General features: G+C 69.5%; 21 protein-coding genes, 1 tRNA gene and 3 pseudogenes. 12 read left to right on the top strand and 13 right to left on the bottom strand.

The genetic code is table 11. The features are described 5' to 3' along the window. From C463_RS17115 to C463_RS17105, 3 genes and pseudogenes are all read right to left on the bottom strand, one after another. Positions 1–586 (bottom strand): annotated as a pseudogene (locus C463_RS17115) (transposase); the annotation flags it as partial. Between the two features lie 88 nt (positions 587–674). Then, positions 675–1,016, bottom strand: a complete 342-nt coding sequence (locus C463_RS17110) for a hypothetical protein (RefSeq protein WP_008446323.1) — start codon at positions 1,014–1,016, stop codon at positions 675–677. A 70-nt stretch (positions 1,017–1,086) separates the two neighbouring features. Further along, positions 1,087–1,160 (bottom strand) — tRNA-Lys (locus C463_RS17105). Positions 1,161–1,373: 213 nt separating this feature from the next. Here C463_RS17105 and C463_RS17100 point away from each other — a divergent pair. Then, positions 1,374–2,840 carry a DHH family phosphoesterase gene (locus tag C463_RS17100; protein ID WP_008446321.1) on the top strand — a complete coding sequence of 489 codons (1,467 nt, stop codon included), beginning with the start codon at positions 1,374–1,376 and terminating at the stop codon, positions 2,838–2,840. An 82-nt stretch (positions 2,841–2,922) separates the two neighbouring features. Continuing rightward, entirely contained in the window at positions 2,923–3,150 is a 228-nt protein-coding gene (locus C463_RS17095) for a hypothetical protein (protein WP_008446319.1), read from the top strand. Between the two features lie 21 nt (positions 3,151–3,171). Here C463_RS17095 and C463_RS17090 read toward each other — a convergent pair whose 3' ends face one another. Beyond that, a complete protein-coding gene (locus C463_RS17090; RefSeq protein ID WP_008446317.1) occupies positions 3,172–4,146 on the bottom strand; it encodes a sugar phosphate nucleotidyltransferase in 975 nt (324 codons plus the stop codon). 113 nt (positions 4,147–4,259) lie between these two features. Between C463_RS17090 and C463_RS17085 the strand changes: the two genes are divergently transcribed. Next, a complete protein-coding gene (locus tag C463_RS17085; RefSeq protein WP_008446316.1) occupies positions 4,260–4,571 on the top strand; it encodes a transcriptional regulator in 312 nt (103 codons plus the stop codon). Between the two features lie 16 nt (positions 4,572–4,587). Here the strand turns inward: C463_RS17085 and C463_RS17080 are convergent, their stop codons facing one another. Continuing rightward, entirely contained in the window at positions 4,588–5,898 is a 1,311-nt protein-coding gene (locus tag C463_RS17080) for a response regulator (RefSeq protein ID WP_080510881.1), read from the bottom strand. Positions 5,899–6,006: 108 nt separating this feature from the next. On the opposite strand from C463_RS17080, the gene C463_RS17075 reads away from it, so the two are divergent. Further along, entirely contained in the window at positions 6,007–7,413 is a 1,407-nt protein-coding gene (locus tag C463_RS17075; protein ID WP_008446312.1) for a sodium:solute symporter family protein, read from the top strand. Positions 7,414–7,425: 12 nt separating this feature from the next. On the opposite strand, the gene C463_RS17070 is transcribed toward C463_RS17075, so the two are convergent. From C463_RS17070 to C463_RS17055, 4 genes are all read right to left on the bottom strand, one after another. Continuing rightward, a complete protein-coding gene (locus tag C463_RS17070) occupies positions 7,426–8,103 on the bottom strand; it encodes a DJ-1/PfpI family protein (protein ID WP_008446310.1) in 678 nt (225 codons plus the stop codon). 542 nt (positions 8,104–8,645) lie between these two features. Then, entirely contained in the window at positions 8,646–9,215 is a 570-nt protein-coding gene (hpt, locus tag C463_RS17065) for a hypoxanthine/guanine phosphoribosyltransferase (RefSeq protein ID WP_008446308.1), read from the bottom strand. Between the two features lie 406 nt (positions 9,216–9,621). Beyond that, entirely contained in the window at positions 9,622–10,398 is a 777-nt protein-coding gene (locus C463_RS17060) for an enoyl-CoA hydratase/isomerase family protein (protein ID WP_008446306.1), read from the bottom strand. A gap of 90 nt (positions 10,399–10,488) precedes the next feature. Next, positions 10,489–10,710, bottom strand: coding sequence for a hypothetical protein (locus C463_RS17055; RefSeq protein WP_008446304.1), 222 nt, complete (start codon positions 10,708–10,710; stop codon positions 10,489–10,491). A 172-nt stretch (positions 10,711–10,882) separates the two neighbouring features. On the opposite strand from C463_RS17055, the gene aroC reads away from it, so the two are divergent. The 3 genes from aroC to C463_RS17040 all read left to right on the top strand — a co-directional run bounded on the left by aroC (position 10,883) and on the right by C463_RS17040 (position 12,828). Beyond that, complete coding sequence (aroC, locus tag C463_RS17050; protein WP_008446302.1) at positions 10,883–12,070, top strand: chorismate synthase; 1,188 nt, start codon at positions 10,883–10,885, stop codon at positions 12,068–12,070. A gap of 108 nt (positions 12,071–12,178) precedes the next feature. Next, on the top strand, positions 12,179–12,502 hold the full coding sequence (locus tag C463_RS17045; protein WP_008446300.1) for a helix-turn-helix transcriptional regulator: 324 nt from the start codon (positions 12,179–12,181) through the stop codon (positions 12,500–12,502). After that, positions 12,499–12,828 (top strand): hypothetical protein, encoded by a 330-nt coding sequence (locus tag C463_RS17040; RefSeq protein WP_008446299.1) that lies wholly within the window; start codon positions 12,499–12,501, stop codon positions 12,826–12,828. Before C463_RS17045 ends, C463_RS17040 begins: the two co-directional genes overlap by 4 nt. Positions 12,829–12,861: 33 nt before the next feature. On the opposite strand, the gene C463_RS17035 is transcribed toward C463_RS17040, so the two are convergent. The 3 genes and pseudogenes from C463_RS17035 to C463_RS17025 all read right to left on the bottom strand — a co-directional run bounded on the left by C463_RS17035 (position 12,862) and on the right by C463_RS17025 (position 14,737). Further along, positions 12,862–13,071: a hypothetical protein gene (locus tag C463_RS17035; protein WP_008446297.1), complete on the bottom strand. Its 210-nt coding sequence runs from the start codon at positions 13,069–13,071 to the stop codon at positions 12,862–12,864. A 90-nt stretch (positions 13,072–13,161) separates the two neighbouring features. Next, positions 13,162–14,087: pseudogene (locus C463_RS17030) on the bottom strand (ZIP family metal transporter). A gap of 71 nt (positions 14,088–14,158) precedes the next feature. After that, complete coding sequence (locus C463_RS17025; protein WP_008446296.1) at positions 14,159–14,737, bottom strand: TIGR04206 family protein; 579 nt, start codon at positions 14,735–14,737, stop codon at positions 14,159–14,161. A 160-nt stretch (positions 14,738–14,897) separates the two neighbouring features. Here C463_RS17025 and C463_RS17020 point away from each other — a divergent pair, with 160 nt between their 5' ends. The 4 genes from C463_RS17020 to C463_RS17005 are packed head-to-tail and all read left to right on the top strand — an operon-like array spanning position 14,898 to position 19,011. Continuing rightward, entirely contained in the window at positions 14,898–15,755 is an 858-nt protein-coding gene (locus C463_RS17020; protein ID WP_049906098.1) for a DUF7847 domain-containing protein, read from the top strand. A 24-nt stretch (positions 15,756–15,779) separates the two neighbouring features. After that, entirely contained in the window at positions 15,780–16,547 is a 768-nt protein-coding gene (locus C463_RS17015) for a hypothetical protein (RefSeq protein ID WP_008446292.1), read from the top strand. 32 nt (positions 16,548–16,579) lie between these two features. Then, complete coding sequence (locus tag C463_RS17010) at positions 16,580–17,698, top strand: M48 family metalloprotease (RefSeq protein ID WP_008446290.1); 1,119 nt, start codon at positions 16,580–16,582, stop codon at positions 17,696–17,698. After that, the gene (locus C463_RS17005) at positions 17,695–19,011 is read left to right on the top strand and encodes a PQQ-binding-like beta-propeller repeat protein (RefSeq protein ID WP_008446288.1); all 1,317 of its coding nucleotides are present in this window, start codon (positions 17,695–17,697) and stop codon (positions 19,009–19,011) included. The genes C463_RS17010 and C463_RS17005 overlap by 4 nt, the downstream gene beginning before the upstream one ends. 30 nt (positions 19,012–19,041) lie before the next feature. Here the strand turns inward: C463_RS17005 and C463_RS17000 are convergent, their stop codons facing one another. Further along, complete coding sequence (locus C463_RS17000) at positions 19,042–20,385, bottom strand: alkaline phosphatase family protein (RefSeq protein ID WP_008446286.1); 1,344 nt, start codon at positions 20,383–20,385, stop codon at positions 19,042–19,044. Positions 20,386–20,519: 134 nt separating this feature from the next. Between C463_RS17000 and C463_RS16995 the strand changes: the two are divergent. Then, positions 20,520–20,708, top strand: a pseudogene (locus C463_RS16995) (phosphoadenosine phosphosulfate reductase family protein); the annotation flags it as partial.

Below are 20,708 nucleotides of genomic sequence, written 5' to 3'. Positions count from 1 at the left end.
ACGGACTGCAGGTCGTCCGCGTTTCGGCGGACGACCTGCGGTCCGGTCTTCGTGTCATGCTTCCACCGAGCTGCGATGTGAACGTCAAGCACAGCCAGCGATTCAACATCAGTCACTGTCGTCACTTTCAGCGTCTGTATCGTCTGTCCTGCCCGCTGGCGAAAGTACGACGACGCACGTCGCCGATCGAAGAACGTGCTGTCGAGAGCNNNGGAAACGCGCAGCAGCGCCCGCCACACCCACATTTTCAGCCGATCGAACGATTTGTAGATCGTGCTGTAGTCTGGGAGATCGTCTCGATCCAAGCCGAGGACGTTGCGAACCTCAGCCATGTAATTCAGCCGATTCGGCGTTTCACGGTAGCTGTGGCCGTCTTCGAGCCGAAAACAGTGTAGCACAACGTGTTTCCAGCGGGCAAACCCGCCNTTTCACGGTAGCTGTGGCCGTCTTCGAGCCGAAAACAGTGTAGCACAACGTGTTTCCAGCGGGCAAACCCGCCGCTGGCGGGTTCGCCTGCGTGCTTTCCCAACGGTTGTTTGACTAGGCGACGACACTGCTCAACGAAGTCGAGGATATCGACTTCCATGGACAGAATCAATTTCCTCGGCTTCGTCCTTCTACTCCGCGATATTAGCCGATTAGATCGCTATTCAACACAGCACTCGCCTCGGCGCTCATGGCGGCGAACACCTCTTCACGAAATTGCCGACGCCACCTGCGTGTCTTTCCTCGATGTGGTTCCGGATCGCGTCGTGAACGGCCCGCTCTCCGCAGCGAATCTTCGAGATCCACTCGTCTTCGTCGAAGCGCGTATTCACCGAGAAGTACGCTGTCTCGCCGTCGATCTCATCGCGCTTGTAGCCGCTACAGCCGGCGCTGTCCTGCCAGAGCCGAAGCTCTCCGTTATTGTTGAACAGTTCGGAGATCTTCAGCTCTCGGCGCTCTTCGACGATCGCCTGTGCCGCGTTGTCATCAGCGTCGAGGTCGACGTCGATACGCCTCTCGACGCTGCTCATAGCGCCACCCCACAGCGGCCGAAACGACCGAAAAATGTATCTGTGAGGCCTCTACCTTTTATTAACGTAGCGGGCCGGGCGCGATTTGAACACGCGACCGACGGATTAAGAGTCCGTCGCTCTCCCTAACTGAGCTACCGGCCCTCACGAACTCGTACCCGGGTCACGCTAAAAGGCCTTTTCATTCGACCCCGTCGCCGTTCGGCGGAGGTCGATGGAATCGCACGAATGCGACGGTGACGCTTCCGGGACCGAGCGCGTCTCTCGGGAGCGAATCACCGGCGTTCGCGCCCCCGCCGACGTGAGGCGACGGCGAGAGCGCACTCGTTAAGTGTCGTGCCGCGGAAATCCATTTCAATGAGTAGTGGGGCATCCGGATCCGCGCGGACCCGGTACGCCATCCTCGGCTGTGGAAGCGTCGGTCACGCCGTCGCGGAGGAACTGACCGACCGCGGGAAAGACGTCCTCATCCTCGACCGCGACGAGAGCCGGGTCGAGGCGCTCCGGGATCAAGACCTCAACGCACGCGTCCAGGACATCGCCGAGCCGGACGTCGTGGACGAGCTCGACGACCGGGACATCGTGCTGATCCTCGCCAGCGACGTGGAGGCGAACAAGGCGGCCGTCTCCGCGGTCCGGGAGACCGGGGGCGACCACTACGTCGTCGTCCGCGCCTCGGACCCCGTCAGCGAGGACGAACTGCGCGAGCGCGGCGCCGACGTCGTGATCAACCCCTCGACGGTGATCGCCGACAGCGCGCTCCAGTCGCTGGAGACGGGCGAACTAGAGTACATGGCCCGCCAGCTGGCGGAGATCATCGAGGAGGGCGGCGACCGGATGGCGATCTTAACCCACGACAACCCGGAGCCGGACTCGATCGCGTCCGCGACCGCGCTTCAGGCGATCGCCGAGGCGTTCGGCGTCGACGCCGACATCATCTACTCCGGCGACGTCGGCCACCAGGAGAACCGGGCGTTCGTCAACCTCCTCGGGATCGACCTGCTCGCCCGCGGCGACGCGCCGCCCCTCTCGGAGTACGAGACCGTCGCGGCCGTCGACCTCGCGAAGGCCGCCGCCGAGGACCTCGACCTCGACGCGTCGATCGACATCTACCTCGACCACTTGGAGTCCGAGGTGCCGTTCGACGCGCGCTTCGTCGACGTGCGGACCAACGTCTCCTCGACGTCGACGATCCTCACGAAGTACCTCCAGGAGTTCGACCAGTCCCCCTCCGAGGCGGTCGCGACCGCGCTCCTCTACGGGATCCGCGCCGAGACGCTCGACTTCAAGCGGGACACGACTCCGGCGGACCTGACCGCGGCCGCGTACCTCCACCCGTTCGCGAACCACGACACGCTCGAACAGGTGGAGTCGCCGTCGATGAGCCCGGAGACGCTCGACGTGCTCGCGGAGGCGATCCAGAACCGCGAGGTCCAGGGGAGCCACCTCTTCTCGACGGCCGGGTTCATCCGCGACCGCGAGGCGCTCGCGCAGGCGGCCCAACACCTCCTCAACCTGGAGGGGATCACGACGACGGCCGTGCTGGGCATCGCCGACGAGAAGATCTACCTCGCGGCGCGCTCGAAGGACATCCGGCTGAACATCGGCAACGTCCTCGACGAGGCGTTCTCCGAGATGGGCGACGCGGCGGGCCACTCCACGCAGGGGTCGCTGGAGATCCCGCTCGGCATCTTCACGGGCATCGAGGCGAGCGGCGAGAACCGCGACACGCTCCTCCACCTCACGGAGGAGGCGGTCCGGCGGAAGCTGTTCGACGCGCTCGGCGTCGAGGGCGGGAGCGGCGACAGTTCGAACGGGTCCTGATCCCGGTCGACCGCCACCTCGCGGCGCCGACTCGACGGGGTCGTTTTCCGGCTCGGAGCCGTAGCCTCGGACGCCTCACCACATGTACGTCCCCGACGACCCGCCGGCGACCTGTCCCGCCTGCGGCGACCCGTACGACTCGGTCTCGCGGCACACCGACGGGTTCGTGGCGAACTTGCTGGACAACGAGCGCTACCGGCGGGTGTGTTTCTATCCCGTGAGCGACGACGGCGACTCCGCGAGCAACGGCGGCGACCCCGCGTTCGACTGCTATCACCACACGCACGCACAGGCCGGCGTCGACGACTGAGGGGGCGGTCGCCCCTCGGGATTAGAACCCGTCGCCGTGGGTGATCGAGGTGTACGAACCGATCAGCGCGCCGGAGAAGTCGACGCCCGAGAGGGTCGCGCCCGTGTCGATCACGGAGTTACGGATCTCGGAGTCGGTGATCGTCGCGTCCTCGAACACGACGGCGCGGTCGAGCGTCGAGTCCGTGACCGTCGCGCCCGACATGACGTGGACCACGTCGCCGAGGTCGCTCCCCTCCACCGTGGCGTCGTCGGCGACGAGCGTCCCGCCGTCCAAGGCGTACTCGACGGCGTCGAGGTAGCTCTCGGCGGTGCCGATGTCGAACCACGCACCGTCGAAGGTGTACGCGTGGACCGCGCCGCGCTGCTGGAGCCACTGGAGGAACCAGCCCGGCTCGTCGGGGTTCTTGCCGTCTTCGAGGTACGTGGTGAGCTTCGGGAGCGTCTCGGCGGGGAACGCGTAGCAGGCGATGGAGACGAGCGTCGACTCCGGGTCCTCGGGCTTCTCCTGGAAGTCGATCACCTCGTCGCCGTCCAGCTGGACCAGTCCGTACGACTTCGCCCGCTCGCGGTCGCCCACGTCGTAGGCCGCCAGCGTCGGCGTCCCCTTGTCTTCGAAGAAGTCGGCGAAGTCGTCGAGGTCGAAACTGATCATGTTGTCGCCGGCGACGACGATCAGGTCGTCGTCGACCTCCTCGCGGTCGACGAGCTGTTCGAGCGCCCCCACGACGCCGAACTTCTCGTCCTCCTCGACCGTCTCCTCGACCGAGAGGGTCGGCTTCTCGAAGGGGCTCTCGTCGAGGTAGTCGGCGAACGTGTCGGCGAAGCGCTCGTTCGTCGAGACGAACACCTCGTCGACGCGGTCGTCGGCCTCGAAGTCCTCGAATATCTCGTCGATGACGGTGTTCTCCCCGACCGGGAGGAACATCTTCGGTCGGTGTTCGGTGATCGGCCAGAGCCTAGTCGCGTAGCCACCCGCGAGTACGACTGCTTTCATGTGTGCCCGCTCTCACTCCGGTGACATACCTTTTGCGCCCGGGTCACCGCTTGAGGGATATGCCGGCGGACCCGTCCCGGACCGCTTTAGCCGGCGCGGAGCGAAGGGGACGCATGGAGACGACACGCCAGCGCATCGCCGACGCGCTCCGTGAGGAGCCGCGGACCGCGAGCGACCTCGCCGAGACGCTGTCGCTGCCGACGCCCACGGTGTACGAACACCTCGACCACGTCTCGCGGTCGGTCGCAGACGGCGAGGGACCGAGCGGCGACGGGGCGGGCGACGCCGACGAGGAGTTCCTCGTCGCGCCGCCGACCTGCCGCGAGTGCGGGTTCGACGGCTTCGACGACCCGGTCAACGAGCCTTCGCGGTGTCCGGAGTGTAAGAGCGAGCGAATCGAGGAACCGGCGTTCGTGATCCGCTGAGCGGTCGGCCGGGGGATCACTGCGCCGCGACGACCGCGTCGCAGCGAACGCCGCCCGGGATCCGCCGCATGAACAGGTCGATCCCGTACATCGCGTCGCCGGCGAGGCCGACGTCGAACGGCAGTTCGGCGACGCAGCACTCCTCCGCGGACTCGGATCGCGGGTCGCGGACGAACACTCGGAAGCCGTCGGCCGTCGTTCGCGCGTCGATCGCGACCGCGTCGACCGCCTCGTCCAGCGCGGCTTGGAGGATGTTTCGGACGGCGAGGACGACGGTCGCGCGGTCGCGGTCGACGGACCCGTCCGGCTCCACCGTCACGGTCGCCGTCGCCGAGAAGCCGGTCTGTGACACCGCTTCGCTGACGGCGTCGGAGAGCTGTACGGGGCGGGTCGGGTCAGGGGTGGCCGGCGACGAGTCGCCGGTGTCGAGCGCTTCGAGGACCTCGGCGAGGTGCGTGTTCGCGGTCGACAAGAGCGGTGCGTCCAGTTCCGACGGCGGGCGTGAGAGGATCCGCCTCGCTGCCTCGACGCGGCTCCGGACCGCTTGCGAGGCCGCCGCATCGTCCGCGCCAGTCGGTTGGATGAGCCCGAGGATCGCGGGCTCGCCACGGTAGGTGACGCGGCTCCCGAACACTGTCGCCTGAAACGTGGAGCCGTCCGCCGCCAGGAGGTCGACCGTGTATCTGACGCGGTCGTCGTCACCGGACTCTCGCCGTCGGATCGCCCGGACCACTCGGTCCCGATCGTGCGGGGCGACGATCGACGAGACCGATTCGCCCACGAGTTCGTCGCGCCGCATCCCGAGCATCTCGGCGAGGCGGCGGTTCGCCAGCTCGAAGCTCCGGTCCTGTGACAGCCCCGCGCCGATCAGCCGCTGTTCGAACAGCTGCGAGTACCAGTCCTCGACGCGCTCGCGGTCCCGTCGTTCCCTGAGCCGCGTGACGCACGTTCGGATCCGGTTCGCCAAGAGCTCGTACTGCTCTTGGCCGCCGCTCTTCTGGAGGTAGTCGGAGACGCCCGAGGAGATCGCCTCGCTCGCGATGGCCTCGCTGCCGCGCCCGGTGAACAGGATGAACGGCTTCGACGGGTAGCGCTCGCGGACGGCGTCGAGCAGTTCGAGGCCGTCGACATCGGGCATGTCGTAGTCGCTGACCACGCAGTCGAACGTCGACTCGTCGAGCCGGTCCAGCGCCGCCTCGGCGGAGGTGACGCCGACGGCCCTGATGTCGTCGTGCTGTTGGTCCAAGACGTCCGCGGTGAGCGTCGCGAACCCCGGCTCGTCGTCCACGCAGAGGACGCGTATCGGCGGCCGGTCGGCCATAGACATGCGTTCACACGAAACGCGATCACATAATAACTGTTGTATATGATATCAGACAAATTTGCCGCGAAACGGAGGGCATCGCTTATTCGTTCGCTCGGGCAGGTTGGTAGCGTGATCGGGTCCTCGGAGGCCCACAGCGAGGCCGAGGCGTCGAACGCCGAGTCGTTCTACGCGGCCGATCGCCGGATCGGGTGTGTGTTCGGCGCGATGTCGCTGACCGCGACGCAGGTCAGCGCGGGGACGCTCATCGGGACGATCGGGATCCACTACGCCGTGGGCGTCAGCTTCGGCCTGGTGTGGCTCGGCATCTGGGCCGGCTGGGTCGCGTCGCTGCTGTTCGTGGGGCCGCAACTGCGCGCGCGCGGCGGGATCACGGTCTCGGAGTTCCTCTCGGCGCGCTTCGACGGCGACAACGAGGTGGTCGGCGGAACGACCGCGGCCCTCGTCAGCGTTATCTACCTCGTGTACACGACCGCCCAGTACGTCGCCGGGGCGGTCGTCCTCGACGCCGTCTTCGGAGTGCCGCGGGTCCTCGGCATCGCGGCGTTCGCCGCGGTCGCGCTCTCGTACACGCTCGTCGGTGGGATCCGGCTGAGCATCTACTCGGACGCGGTTCAGGTCGCGACCCTCCTCCTCGGCGTCGCGGCGGCGGCCGTCGTCGGAGTCGCCGAGACGGGAGGCGCGGGCGCGCTCATCGACGCGGCCGCGGCCATCGACCCGGCGTTGCTGTCGGCCACCTCGGCGCCCGCGCTCACGACCGGGCTGGCGCTGTCGTTCGGGTTCGGCATCGCGGTGGCCCCGTACGAACTCTCGCGGGTCTACGCCATGCGAGACCCGGAGACGGTCAAGCGGGCGATCCCGATCTCTATCGCGATCCAGGCCGTCATCGCCGTGTGTATCCTGACGCTGGGGCTGCTCGCGCGCGTCCGGTTCCCCGGGCTGGCCGATCCGGACGCGTCCGTCGTCCGGCTCGCGCTCGACCTGTTCGGTCCCGCGGTGGGGCTGCTGCTGCTCGGTGCGGTCGTCGCGGCGGTACTCAGCACCGTCGACTCGGTGTTGCTGGTCACGTCGGCGGCCGTGGCCCACGACATCTACGAGCGGACGCTGCCGGCCGTGGGCCTCGTCCCGGAGCCGACGCCGGCGGGCGTGCGGCGAGTCAGCCGGATCGCGACCGTCGGCGCGGCGGTCGTCCCCGCCGCGCTCGCCGTCAACCCCGGCCCGTTGGGCGGGGTAGTTCAGCTCATCGTCGCGCTCTACACGTCCGTGCTCGGGTCGACGCTGTTCGTCCCCGTCCTCGGCGGGCTTCACTGGGACGCGGCCACGGGAGGCGGGGCCCTCGCCGGCGTCGTCGTCGGGTTCCTCACCGCAACGGCGTGGCAGGTTCTCACCGAAGTCTGGAAGGTCGGCGCGCTCGGCTCGCTGACGGCGCTCGACCCGGTCGTCCCCGGCGTCGGCGCGAGCGCCGTCGCGTTCGTCGCGGTCTCACTGGCCGATGATAGCCGGCTCGGATCGGGTTGACTTCCGGCGCGCTCAGAGCTCGTCGAGCAGCGTCGCGGCCGCTGCGGCCGACGACTCCGGCCCGCGGGCCGTGATCAGGTCGCCGTCGACGGTGACGCTGGTGTCGGCGTCGAGTTCGGCGTCCCACTCCGCGCCCGCCAGTCGGACCTCGTCTTCGACCCAGTACGGGAGCTTCCGGCCGTCCGGCATCACGTCGTGGTCGTCCACGATGCCGTCCTCCCAGTCGTTCGGGAAGCCGGTGACGGAGCGCCCCTCGACGAGCGGCGTCCCGTCGGCCTCGCGCGTGAACCCGAGGATGCCGACCGCGTGGCAGACGACGAGCGCGACGCACTCGTCGCCGGCGACCGCGTCGAGCAGCAGCTGGCGGGCGTGACGGTCTTGGTTCACGTCCCAGACGGTGCCGTGGCCGCCGGGGAAGACGACCGCGTCGTAGTCGGCGGCGTCGACGGTCGCGACCGGTGCCGGGTCGTTGAGTTCGGGGTGTTCCTCGTCGACCTCGCGGAGCTCGGCGACTCGCTCCTCGCCCCCCGCAGCCTCGGGGTCGAGCGAGCGCTCGTCGACGACCGGCGGCGACCCCGAGGGCGTGGCGACGGTCACGTCGATTCCCTCCGATTCGAGCGTCGTCAGCGGCTCGATACACTCTTCGGCCCAGTAGCCCTCTTCGCTCACGACGAACAACGCGTCAGTCATGTGTACTCCGTTATTGACGACCTCAATATAAAAGGCGCCCGCGCCCGGCAGCGACGAGGGTCGGCGCCGGGTTTATAAATAGACGCCGCGTGCGGTCGGCGCGCGCCGCCGAGCGGCCGCCCCCGGCGGCCGCGAGGAGCGCGTGCGAGGGATGCCGCGAACGCCCGTCGGGCGTGAGCGGCGAGGTTGGGGAGGCGTGAGGTGCGGTTGCTGTGCGGTGGGGCGGGACTCAAAGGGGCAGTCACCGGTGGCTTCGCCGCCGGTTGCCCGTGGCGCGTAGCGCCACGCTGTCGCGAGGGCGAAGCACGGCGTAGCAAGCACCGCAGCGAAGGAGCGATAGCGACTGAGCGAGGAGCGTGGTTCGAGACGCCGAAGGCGTCTCGTCATCACGAAAGGCGCCTCGCGCCTTTCGAACGACAGCAAGCCGCGCGAGCCGTCGCGACTGGGGCTTTGGACGTTTCCGCCGCCGATCCGCAGTACACTACTTATGAAAAATCGCTTGAAAATCTAACAGCACTTCTTACTGAACCGCAGTTGACGACCTATTCGTCGCCCTGGGCGTCGACCACGACGACCTCGCCGTCCTCGACGGTGACGTTGATCAGCGTCTTCACGTTGTAGTCGGTCTCGTCGAGCTCGTTCTCGCCGGCCTTCTTGATCACGGCGACGACGTCGACGACGTCCGCGCCGACCTCGTCGGTGAGCGCGTCGAGGATGGCCTTCATCGTGCCGCCGGTCGAGAGTACGTCGTCGAGGACGAGGACGCGGTCGCCCTCCTCGACGTCGTTGATGTACATCTCCGACTCGGAGTAGCCCGTCTCCTGGAACAGCGGGACCTCGCCGTCGAGGCCGTACTGGCGCTTGCGGATGACGACGAGCGGGATGTCGGTCATCAAGGAGAGCGCGGTGGAGATGTGGATCCCCATCGCCGCGGGGGTGACGATCTTGTCGACGTTCTCCAGCTCCGCCTTCCGGATGATCCGGATGACGATCTCCCGGAGCAGCTCCGGTTCGAGCATGGGGACGCCGTCGCTGATCGGGTGGACGAAGTACTGGTACTCGCCTTTCTCGATGATCGGCGCGTCGAGGAGCGACTGCCGCAACTGGTCCATGTCGCGGGTACTCGGCCGGATTAATAAAGCGTGGCGATTACGGGATCGCGGTGTGAGTCGATCGCACGACGATCCTGTACGAACGAGATGCGACCGTGACGCAATTCTCTGAGGCCCCAGCCGCTCGGCTATCCGTGTGAGTATACTGATCACCGGCGAACACCCCCGAAGCCCCAGCCGCGAGGCGGGCGCAGGCGACGTAAGGACCGCAAGGAGCGAGCACCGCGAGCGACTGAGGACCGCAGCGAGCGTGCGCCCGCCTCGCGGCTGGCCCTTCGAGTCCCGCCCGACCGCGACCGCACCTCACACCTCCCCAGCCTCGCGGTTCGCGCTCTCCGAGCGCTCACCGCTCNTCAGAGATGTGTATAAGAGACAGCTACAGCACCGACAGCGATCCGCTGCTGCGCTATTCGAACTCGGGCTCGCGCTTCTCCAAGAACGCCGCCATCCCCTCGCGCTGGTCGTGAGTGCCGAACAGGCCGGCCCACGCCCGGCGCTCCAAGGCCAGCCCGGTCGCGGCTGACCCCTCGCCGGCCGCGTTCAGCGCCTCCTTCGCGGCCCGGAGCGCGGTCGCGGGCTTCGCGGCCAGCTCGCCGGCCAGCTCGTCGATCCGGTCATCGAACGCGTCGTCCGCAACGACCTCGCCGACAAACCCGACTTCGGCGGCCTCGGCCGCGTCGATGCGCTCGCCGAGGAAGATCAGCCGGCGAGCGACCTCGTCGCCGACGAGCGCGGGGAGCCGCTGCGTGCCGCCCCACCCCGGGATGATCCCCAGATCGATCTCCGTCTGCCCGAGCACCGCGCTCTCGGCCGCGACCCGGAGGTCGCAGGCGAGCGCCAGCTCGCACCCGCCGCCGAAGGCGTAGCCGTCGACCGCGGCGATCGTCGGCGCGGGGAATGTCTCGATCGCGTCCGCGACGCGATGGCCGAGTTCGGCGTACGCCTGCGCCTCGGGCGTCGAGAAGTCGACCATGTGCGAGATGTCCGCGCCCGCGACGAACGCGTCGTCGCCCGCGCCGGCGATCACGAGAACGCGTGCGTCTCGTTCGGCGGCCTCGTCGAGCGCGCCCTCGATCGCTTCGAGCGTCTCGGCCGTGAGCGCGTTGAGCTGTTCCGGTCGGTCGACGGTGATCGTCGCCACGCCGCGGTCGTCGACGTCGAAGGCGATGGTGTCCCGACTCATACGCGCCCCGTCGCGCGGCGAGGTGAAAACGGTTCGGCAGGCGGATCCGACTCGGTCGGAGGCGTGGCTCCGCGGGCGGCGGCTCGACGGTCAAACCTCTTCGCGGCTGTCGATTCCGGTGTAGATGAACCACGCGGTCGTGTACACGCCGACGAAAAGCAGGTAGCCGACTACGAGCCCGCCGAGCTGTCGGCTCGCGAGTCCGCCGGGGAGCGTCCGCGAGAGGGTCCAGAGGGCGAAGGCGAAGACAACGAGCGAGAACAGCCCCGAGAGGGCGTACACGCCGAGGTCGGAGGTGAGGCGGTCGCGCACGCACCCACCAACGCGTTCCGGTTACATACTCCCATCGGTCGCGCGGCGGGTCGCCTCACCGCGGTCGCCCGACCCCATTTCGTTCTCGACCCGCTCCGACCGCTCCGACGCCACCCGACCGCCCCGTTGCGCGGATTGCAACCCCTATATGCCCCCGGCCACACGTGACGGTATGAACGGGAACCGGTTCGGCCGACTCTTCCAGCTGACGACTTACGGCGAGAGCCACGGCGACGCGATGGGCGTCACCGTCTCTGGCGTGCCCGCGGGCGTCGAGCTCGACGAGGAGGCCATCCAGGCGCAGCTCGACCGGCGCAAGCCGGGGCAGTCGATGATCACCACCTCGCGCGGCGAGCCCGACGAGGTCGTCGTCAACTCCGGCGTCCAGGACGGCTACACCACGGGCACGCCGATCGGCATGGTGATCCAGAACAAGGACGCGCGCTCGGGGAAGTACGAGCCGTACGTCACCGCGCCGCGCCCCTCGCACGGCGACTACACTTACTCGGCGAAGTTCGGCACCCGCAACTGGGGCGGCGGCGGCCGCTCCTCGGCGCGCGAGACCGTGAACTGGGTCGCGGCCGGCGCGGTCGCCGAGCAGGTACTCGACGCCTCGGACCACGACGTGGAGATCAAAGCGCACGTCAACCGCATCGGCGATGTCGAGGCCGACCCGGTAAGCTTCGAGCAGCTCCTCGAACGCAGCGAGGAGAACGACGTGCGCTGCGCCGACCCGGACGCGGCCGCCGAGATGCAGGAGCTGATCGAGGAGTACCAAGAGAAGGGCGACTCCATCGGCGGCTCCATCTACTTCGAGTGCCGCGGCGTCCCCCGGGGGCTCGGATCGCCGCGCTTCGACAGCTTCCCCGCCCGCCTCGGGCAGGCGATGTTCTCCATCCCGGCGACCACCGGCGTCGAGTACGGGCTGGGGAAGGACGCCACCGATGTGGCGGGAAGCGACCGCAACGAGGACTGGACGTTCGACGACGGCGAGTCGTTCGACCACGTGGAGAGCGACGAGGGCGACCCGGTTCCGGTCGGCAACGACCACGGCGGACTCCAAGGCGGGATCACGACCGGCGAGCCGATCTACGGCGAGGCCACGTGGCACGCGCCCACCTCGATCCCGAAGAAGCAGCGCTCGGCCGACTGGGAGACGGGCGAGGAGAAGGAGATCCAGGTCGTCGGCCGCCACGACCCCGTCCTCCCGCCGCGGGCCGTCCCCGTCGTGGAGGCGATGCTGTACTGTACCGTCCTCGACTTCATGCTGCTCGCCGGCCGGATCAACCCCGACCGCGTGGACGGAAACCCGGGGCAGTACGACACCGAGTACCACCCGAGCAGCCCGGATAACGAGTAGTCGACGGGACGGTTTCGTAGCGGTTTTTTGCGGTGGTGAGGGCTTCGAGGACCGACAGATCGCTGACTCGCCCACAAGTTTATTATAGAATATTACGATCTATTACACATGCCGATCGGTATCGACGCGTTCGACGACGAGCCTGAGGCGGCACTCGACGTCACCCCCGGAACCCAGCCGTATCGGGTCCTCGCGTTCCTCGCCGAACACGACGACCAAGCGTTCACACAGACCGAGATTCACGAGGAGACGGGTATCAAACGCGGCAGCGTCGGCGCCGTCCTGTCCAGACTCGAAGACCGCGGACTCGTCCGTCATCGCGGTCGGTACTGGGCGATCGCCGAGGACGACCGGCTCGCGTCGTTCGCCGCACAGCGGGGGGCGAGTTCGGCGTCGACGACGGACGACTACCACGGCGGGGACGAGGCGTGACCGACGAACGCGGTGCGCTGGTCAAGGGACCGGACCTGTTCGCGGACAACGACTTCCGGCCATGCGTCCGAGTCAATGACGACACGCATCTCTTCGCCGACGAGGAGGCCGTCTACGTCCCCGCGACGACGACGCGCCGTTCGGCCGCGATCCCGCTCGCGGAGGATGACTTCACTGAAGGCGGTCTCCCGCGCGAGACGTACGTCAATCCGTGGACCGTCGTGACGATACGCCACGCGGATATCCGCGGTGAAGAGGGACGGCTCACCGACGAAGCGACGGAGACGATTGCGAGGGCGACGGCGGGGTATCTGGGGGTTCGCTGACCGCGGGCGGAGCGGGCGACCGCAGCGAAGTCCTCATTCCCCCGGCGACCACTCGCAGGCGTTCCCCGCGGTGAGGTCGTTCTCGTCGACGTGCGCGGAGAGGCACGCGTAGTTATAGAAGTATGCGGGCGAGCCGCAGCCGTCGTCGCAGTCGCGCACGCAGATCGGGTCGTGGTCGAAGATCAGGGAGCCGCAGTACGCGCAGGTCTCGTCGGCCTCGGGCGTCGAGACGGTCGTGAACATGCCGAAGGCGACGGCCTGCTCAGTGCAAAACGTTTCGCGGTCGTGTGCCCGGCGCGTCCGGCACCGCGCGGTCACCGACCGTGGGTCCGCTCACACAACGATGACGGCGTCGACGACGACGAGCAGGACGAAGCCGACGAGAAAGGCGCCCGTCGCGGCGTCCGCGTGGCCGTGCCCGTGCGAGGAGGGGATTAGTTCCCGGAAGACGACCGCGAGCATCGCGCCCGCCGCGAACCCGGACGACACCGGGAACAGCCCGGTCCCGAGCCCGACGAGCGAGTAGCCGAAGACGGAGGCGAGTACCTGCGGGACCACCCCCGACAGCGCCGTGTACCAGAACACGCGCGCGTTCGACATGCCGGTGTCGGCCATCGGCACGGCGAACGCGAACCCGTCGGGCACGTTCTGGAGGCCGATGACGACCGCGAGCAGCAGCGCGACCTCCTCCAGTCCGGAGGCGAACGCGACGCCGATCGCCAGCCCCTCCGGGGCGTTGTGGAGGGTGATCGCGCCGCCGATGAGCAGCGCCTTCCGGAGGGTCACCTCGCGGGCAGCCGCGTCCGCGGCGGCCGCGTCCTCCGCCGAGCCGTCCGCTTCCGACGCCGATTCGGCGCCGCCGACTGTGTCGCTCCCGGCCCCGGGCGGCGGGTCGTCTGCGGTTGGTCCGAGTCTCTCGTCAGTCGTCGGCATCGACTCGACGTCGCCGCCGGTGGCGCCGCCCTCCGGGAGCCACTCGCGGTACTGCGCGTGGAGGTGCGGGATCGCGTAGTTCCCGCCGAGCAGCGCGACGCCGCCGAGGAAGACGCCGACCATCACCGCCGTGAGCGTCCCTCCTCCAGCCCGGGGATGATCAGGCCGAAGACGCTGGCGGCCACCATCAGCCCCGCCGCGAGTCCGAGCGCCGCGTCGTAGACGCGGTGGGTGACCCGAGCGCGGAAGAACACCGGTATCGCCCCCAGCGCCGTCGCGAGGCCGGCGACGGTGGTGATGGTCAAGAGGCCGGACAGCGTTGTCATGGACGCCGATTTTGCTGCCGGGTACATAAATTCGGCCAGCCCGATCGCGACCGACCGGCCGCGCGAGGGCGCTACTGGACGACCATCCGCCGGAGGTCTCGACCGTACGCCGCGACTGCGAGGGCGAGTGTCGCGAGCGCGCTCCCAGGGAGGACGGCGAACCAGCCGGCGGTCGTGCCGACGCCGAAGCGAACGCCCAGCCCAGCGGCCACCCACAGGGTCGCCGCCGCCGCGAGGAGGAGGAGACCGCCCGTGACCCGGCGGTCCTCGCGGCCGAGCGCGACGCCGCCCGTCGCGCTCCCGGCCGCGAACAGGTGGAACCCGATCGCGAGCGGCCACGCCCGGATCGACGGCGGGAGCGTCCCGAACGGCCGCGGCTGGTCGAGGAAGTACGCCCATACCGGGTAGCCGCCGATCCCGCTCCCGTCGCCGCCGAGCGTCACGAACCCCCAGAGGCTCACCAGCGTTGGGGTCCCGTCGCTGGGGACGACCGCCATCGGGACCGCGAGCAACGCGACGACGAGGAGCCACTCGACGCGGCCGCTGGTCCGCGGCGCCGGTGACGGCGATCGAGCCACGGCTCTCGATTCTGACTCCGGCGCCGACTGGCCCTTCGACGCCGACTCCGACTCGCCCTCCGGGCGCTCCATGCGGGCGCTTCGACTCCCGGAAGTAAGTATGGTCGGGGCGGCGCGGACGAGCGTCGAGGTGCGGCAGACGAGCATCGGCGTGTCGCGGACGAGCATCGGCGTGTCGCGGACGACCGGCGCGTCGTGGGGGTTTTACCGTGGTCCGTGGGAACCACCGCATATGCCCGCCCTCCGCTCGATCCGGCCGGCCGCCGGCGCCGTCGCGAGAAACCCCTCCCTCGTCGTCGTCTCGGCGCTGTTCGCGCTCGCACAGCTCCCCGACCTCCTCGTGGGACCGGCGGCCGGTCCGGAGCTGTCGGCAGCGGTGTCCGCGTCGACCTTCGGCGTCCTGATCCTCGTCGCCCCCTTCTTCCAAGGCGGCCTGCTCGCGATGGCGGACGAGGCGCTCGACGAGCCGACGCGCACCGGGACGCTCGTCGCGGGGGGAAAGGAACACTACCTCCCGCTGCTGGTCGCGTACCTCGCGCTGCTCGGGGTGAGCCTCGCGTTCGGCTTCCTCGCGTTCTTCGGTGCGATCCTCGGGGTCGCCGGCAGCGTCGCGAGCGAGCCTGCCGGGTTCGTCACCGTCCCCGCCGAGGCCGTCACGCCACTCGCGGCGGTCGCGATCATCGTCGTCGGGCTGTTCGCCGCGTACTTGCTCGTCACCTTCTTCATCCAGTTTTACGCCCACGCGATCGTCGTCGACGGCGCCGAACTCGTCGCCGCGTTCCGCCGCAGCGTCCGCGTCGTGCGGTCGAACCTCGGCGCCGCGCTTCTGTACACCGTCCTCCTGACCGCGGGCGCCGCGGCGTTCGGCCTCCTCGTCGGCGTCGCGTCGCTGGCGCTGTCCCCGCCGCCGGCGGTCGAAAACGTCCCGGCGTGGGTTCCGACGGTCGAGGTCGGCACGCTCGGCGCCGTCGGCATCGGGGCTGGAGTGATCGCGGTCACCGGCGTCCTCGGCGCGCTGTGGGCGACCTACTCCGTGGCGTTCTACCGCGCCCTCTCGGAGCGGACGCCCGCGAGGGGGCGTCAGGTGTAACTCGCCGCCGCCCGAACGGACCGTGTGAACACCGACGACGGCGGCCACCACGACGCGGCGGTCGACGCGCTGGCGGTCCGAGAGTACGAGCGCGCGGGGAACCGCTACACTCGCGGCGGGCGACGCGTCCTCGCCGACCCGCGGCCGGAGGTCGACCCCTTCGGCCCCGACGAGAAGGGATGGATCGGTCAGGGGCTCCAGCAGCTGCTCGCGGCCACGGTCGCGTACCGCATCGCAGGGGCCGACGCACGCGCGGCCCGGCGCGCTGCGGAGGGAATCGCCGTGACGCGCGACCTCGAATCCGCGCTCCGGCGACCGGGACAGACGGCCTGTCTCGGCGAGTTCGTCGCGGACTTCCGCGTCGGCGGCGGCCTCGACGGCGCCGAGGAGGCGTACGACGATGCGGCGACGGAGTACGAGGCGGCGGGCGACGAGATCGACTCGCCGCAGGCGCTCGCCACGACCCCCCTGTTCGAGGCCGCGGCCGCGACGATAAAACAGGTCGCGCGCGGGCAGGACGACGGTGAGATCGCGATCAAGTGGGAGAGCCTCCACGGCGCCGATCCGAGCCGACCGGGCGAGTTCCTCGCGCACCGCGCCCGATTCAAGAAACAGCGGTTTCGGGGGCTGGTCGACCGCGCGGTCGACGAGGGACGCCTCGCCGCGCCGCGGGGGACGACAGAGTACAACAACGACGGCCACCGCTGTCCGAACTGCGGCTCGAACCACGTGAACTGGGCGGGAACGGGGATCCTCTGTCTGCGGTGTTCGCGGCCGACCGAGAGCATTTAACCGACGGGAGCGAACCGGTCGATCGACACCCGATGTCGCCCTCCACCCCCTCGTCCGGGAGCGCCGAGCGGTCGACGTCCGCCGACGCCGCCGCCGGCCCTCGCGGTTCCGACGCGGCGGACGGGTCCGGCGCGTTCGGCGCCGACCGCGGGCTCCGGATCCGGATCCTCGTCGCGACCGCGCTGGTGGTCGTGCTCCCGTTCGCGTTCGTGTACACATTCGTTTACCTGATCAACGCGGTCGGCCTCCCGCTGCTGGAGTGGGCGACCGAGCGTCCCTACACCGGTGAGGTGTACGTCGATCCCGTTCTCCTCGCCGTCGTCGTCCTCGGCGGCCTCGCGGTCCAGTACCGGCACGGACCGCGGACCGTACTCCGGTCAGTTGGGGCGCGACGCGTCTCCCCTGACGAGTCCCCCGAACTTCACGCCGCGGTGACGCGGCTCGCCGCGCAGGCCGACCTGCCCGACCCGGACGTCGCGGTCGTGACCACCGACCTGCCGAACGCGTTCGCCGTCGGGACCCCCGGCGACGGTACCGTCGTCGTCACGACGGGCCTCCTCGACCGGCTCGACGACGCGGAGCTGGACGCCGTGATCGCCCACGAGCTGTCGCACCTCGCGAACCGCGACGCGAGCCTGATGACGGTCGCGTGGGTGCTGCCGACGATTACGTACTACCTCGCCGTCCTCGCCTCTTACGTCCTCTACGGACTGTTCAACCTCCTCCGATTCGGCGGCGGTGGCGGGGGAGACCGCGACGGGCGCGCGCTGGCGGTCGGGATCGTGGTGATCACCGCGAGCGCCGTCCTCACCCTCACCGTCTCCGCGATGTTCTGGTTCGGGAGCGTCCTGATCCACCGCGTCCTCTCCCGGTACCGCGAGTACGCGGCCGACCGCGGCGCGGCGGAGATCACCGGCTCGCCCGCCGCGCTGGCGAGCGCGCTCCGGACCGTCGACGAGGCGATGCCGGAGGTGCCCGACCGGGACCTCCGCGAACTCGACGGCGGCGCGGAGGCGCTGTACCTCGCCCCGCTCGAAGCCCGCGCGTTCGGCGACGAGGAACTCGTCAGCACGGACGTGTTCCCCGAGACGCACCCGCCGACCCGAGAACGGATCGCGCGGCTCCGCGAACTGGCGGGTGAGGAGACGTGACGGACGGGGACGACTCGTCTCCGACGCCGACCCGCCGGCGGTTCCTCGCGGGCACCGCGACCGCCCTCGCGGCGGGGACCGCCGGCTGCGGCTACGTGCCCGGCGGCGGCGACCTCGCGTGGGAGGAGCCGATTCGGACCGGCGGACTGGCGTTCGAGTCGGGCCGCTGGTACCGCCCTACGGCGAACCGACTTGTCACGATCGAGAACCAGTCCGGACAGGCATACGACTTCGAAGAAGCGGTCTGGCGCGAGGTCTCGAACGCGGCCGTCGCCGTCCTCACGCCGGACGGAATCCACCGCGCCGTCGGGGAGACCGAACGGCAGGTCACCGCCCCGCCCGCCGTCGCCGACGACGCCGCCTTCCTCTCAGTCGAGGACGGTCGGTTGACCGCGCTCGACCTGTCTGCCGGGGAGACCGCCGACAGCACCGCGGGCGGCGCGACGACGAGCGAGTCGGACGGCGACGCGGTCCGCTGGCGCGTCGATGTCGGGGCGCGTCTGGGGGCGGGGACCGACGGCGGAGACCAGTCGAGCGGACCCGTCTTCCGGGGCGTCCGCGCGAGCGACGCGCTCGCCGTCGCGATCGGGGGGAAGGGAATCGCGGCGTTCGACGCAGAGACGGGCGAGAAGGCGTTCGTCGTCCCGGATCTGTGGACCGACGCGAGCAGCGACGGAACGCTGGCGGACCCGACGCCGCGCGTGGCGGTCGACGGCGAGACCGCGTGGGTTCTCGTCCCCGCGGCGGCGGCAGACAGCGACGGCGACGCGGCGATCGTCGGGTACGACCGGGCGGGCGATCGCCGGGTCGAACGGTCGGTCGCGACCGTCCACAGGTGGCTCGTCGCCGTCGACGGGACCGTCGTGATCGGGGCTCCGGGAGCGTCGATGGCCGGATTCGACGGCGACTTCGACCGGCGGTTCGCGCTCGACGCGCCCGCGTCGTCGGCCCGTCCGACCGCGGGTCGACCCGACGACGGGCGATTCTACTACTCGCGTAGCCGGACGGTCACCGCGGTCGACGTCGAGGCGGGCGAGGTCGCGTTCGAGTGGTCCGAGTCGCCGCCGGATCACCTCGCGGTCGGCGCTGCCGGTCTCTACGTCGCGGAGAACGCCGGCGGATTCGACGACGACACCGAGGCCCGCGTCGTCGCGATCGGTGACGGCGGACGGGTTCTGTGGGAGGCGCCGCTGCCGGACCGAGTCGATCCGGAGCGGCTGTTCGCGATCGGCGACCGGCTGGTCGTCGTCGACGACGGCACGGCGTACGGGTTCCGCGCGACCTCCGGCGAGCGGTGGTCGCCGCTCGGGTAGGAGAGCGGATCGGTGGGAGGCCCGCCGGCGTCAGCCCAGCAGGCTCTCGCCGTCGAACTCGTCGTCGGCGTCGACGTTCAGCAGGTCGAGGACGGTCGGCGTCACGTCGAAGAGGTTGGCGTCGCGCAGGTCGAGGTCGGGGTCGGTGGCGTACAGGAGCGAGTTCTCGAACTTGTGCATCCCGTTGCGGGGCCCCTCGGTGAAGACGGCCTCCTTCCCGCTGAATCCGGACTTGAGGTCGAACCCGTCCGCGGGGATGACGACGAGGTCGGGAGCGATGTCGTCGTGGTCACCGTCGAAGGCGTCCTCGCCTTTCACGATCCGGCGGCACACCTGTCGGCCGTCGGGCCCCGTGAGCGATTCGAGGTCGGCGATCAGCTCCTCGCGGGTCGCCTCGTACTCGGACTCGGGGACGACTCCCTCCGGCTCGCGGCCCTCCAAGTTGAGATAGAAGCGGCCGGGGATGAGCGAGTACGCGCGCGTCTCGTCGTCGATGTCGGTCAGCGAGTCGTGGTCGTCGTCCGCGTAGGAGAGCCACCCCGCGTCGGCGAGGAACTGGTTACAGTTCACCTCCCACTCCAGCTCGGTGAACCCGTGGTCGGAGGCGACGATCAGCGTGGTGTCGTCGTCGAGGGAATCGCGGATCTCGCCGATGTACCCGTCGAGCGTGCGGTAAAAGTCGAGGAACTCCGCGGCGTACTCGCCGTCGTTGGCGTAGTCACCGAACAGGAAGTGGTTCACCCGGTCGGTGCTCATGAAGACGCCGAAGAAGAGGTCCCAGTCGTCTCCGTCGAGGTAGTGCGAGAACGCCTCGTACCGCGCGTCGAGGGTCGCGTGCGCGTTCTCGATGAACTCGGTCTTGTCGTCGTCGTGGCCGAGCTTGGCGTTGACGTCGATGCGGTAGTCGAAGCCGTCGAGCGTCTCGCGGAGCGACTCGTCGCTCGTCGCGGACTCCAGGTCGGGCGAGAGGAACCCGGAGGCCATCCGCTGGATCCGCGTCGACGGCGGGAACGTGACGGGGACGTTGAGGACGGTCGCGTCGCGGCCGGCGTCGGTGACGCGGTCCCACAGCCGGGTCGCCTCCACGTGGCGGCCGAGCGGGACGTACGTCTCGTAGGAGCCGCGCTCGCGGTCCTGAAAGCCGTACACGCCCGTGGCGCCGGGGTTGACGCCGGTCGTGAGGCTCGGCCAGCACGCGCTCGACTCTGGCGGGACGATGCTCTCCAGCCGCCCGCCGGAGCCCGTCTCGGCGATGTCGGTGAGGTTCTCGAAGACCTCGGGGTGGTCCTCGACGAGGTCGAGCGGTACGCCGTCGATCCCGAGGAAGACGACGCGCTCGTCGTCCTCGCCGCGGAGCCGGTCGAACAGACCCATGTCCGGTGTTTCTGGGGCGGTCGTCATATCCCTTGTGTTCCGCGAAATCGCGGGGAGGCGGTCGTGACGAGCGAGGCCGCGCCCCGGGCGCGATTCAGAAGGCATATTTCCCTCCGCGGCGACAGTTCCGGCGTATGAGCGACGACTTCCCGGCGAGCGTCGACGTCGATTACGCCGACGGCGAGGGGGAGACCCCCGAGGACTACCCGTCGATCCAGCACAAGATCGAGAAGGCGGTCGAGGTCACCCGCCGCGGGCTCGAACAGTACGACAACCCCGCCGTGATGTGGACCGGCGGGAAGGACTCCACGCTGACGCTGTAC

The sequence above is a fragment of the Halorubrum californiense DSM 19288 genome, from assembly GCF_000336875.1.
Taxonomy (GTDB): domain Archaea; phylum Halobacteriota; class Halobacteria; order Halobacteriales; family Haloferacaceae; genus Halorubrum; species Halorubrum californiense.
Note: the sequence above shows the minus strand (reverse complement) of the source record. Positions and strands in the feature narration are given on the sequence as shown.

Coding starts and splice junctions, on each gene's coding strand:
- C463_RS17080 (WP_080510881.1), bottom strand. CDS start 5,898: ATGTCTATGGCCGACCGGCCGCCGATACGCGTCCTCTGCGTGGACGAC.
- C463_RS17110 (WP_008446323.1), bottom strand. CDS start 1,016: ATGAGCAGCGTCGAGAGGCGTATCGACGTCGACCTCGACGCTGATGAC.
- C463_RS17060 (WP_008446306.1), bottom strand. CDS start 10,398: ATGAGTCGGGACACCATCGCCTTCGACGTCGACGACCGCGGCGTGGCG.
- C463_RS17000 (WP_008446286.1), bottom strand. CDS start 20,385: ATGGGTCTGTTCGACCGGCTCCGCGGCGAGGACGACGAGCGCGTCGTC.
- C463_RS17010 (WP_008446290.1), top strand. CDS start 16,580: ATGTCGCCCTCCACCCCCTCGTCCGGGAGCGCCGAGCGGTCGACGTCC.
- C463_RS17100 (WP_008446321.1), top strand. CDS start 1,374: ATGAGTAGTGGGGCATCCGGATCCGCGCGGACCCGGTACGCCATCCTC.
- C463_RS17045 (WP_008446300.1), top strand. CDS start 12,179: ATGCCGATCGGTATCGACGCGTTCGACGACGAGCCTGAGGCGGCACTC.
- C463_RS17090 (WP_008446317.1), bottom strand. CDS start 4,146: ATGAAAGCAGTCGTACTCGCGGGTGGCTACGCGACTAGGCTCTGGCCG.
- aroC (WP_008446302.1), top strand. CDS start 10,883: ATGAACGGGAACCGGTTCGGCCGACTCTTCCAGCTGACGACTTACGGC.
- C463_RS17025 (WP_008446296.1), bottom strand. CDS start 14,737: ATGGAGCGCCCGGAGGGCGAGTCGGAGTCGGCGTCGAAGGGCCAGTCG.
- C463_RS17020 (WP_049906098.1), top strand. CDS start 14,898: ATGCCCGCCCTCCGCTCGATCCGGCCGGCCGCCGGCGCCGTCGCGAGA.
- C463_RS17070 (WP_008446310.1), bottom strand. CDS start 8,103: ATGACTGACGCGTTGTTCGTCGTGAGCGAAGAGGGCTACTGGGCCGAA.
- C463_RS17085 (WP_008446316.1), top strand. CDS start 4,260: ATGGAGACGACACGCCAGCGCATCGCCGACGCGCTCCGTGAGGAGCCG.
- hpt (WP_008446308.1), bottom strand. CDS start 9,215: ATGGACCAGTTGCGGCAGTCGCTCCTCGACGCGCCGATCATCGAGAAA.
- C463_RS17035 (WP_008446297.1), bottom strand. CDS start 13,071: ATGTTCACGACCGTCTCGACGCCCGAGGCCGACGAGACCTGCGCGTAC.
- C463_RS17095 (WP_008446319.1), top strand. CDS start 2,923: ATGTACGTCCCCGACGACCCGCCGGCGACCTGTCCCGCCTGCGGCGAC.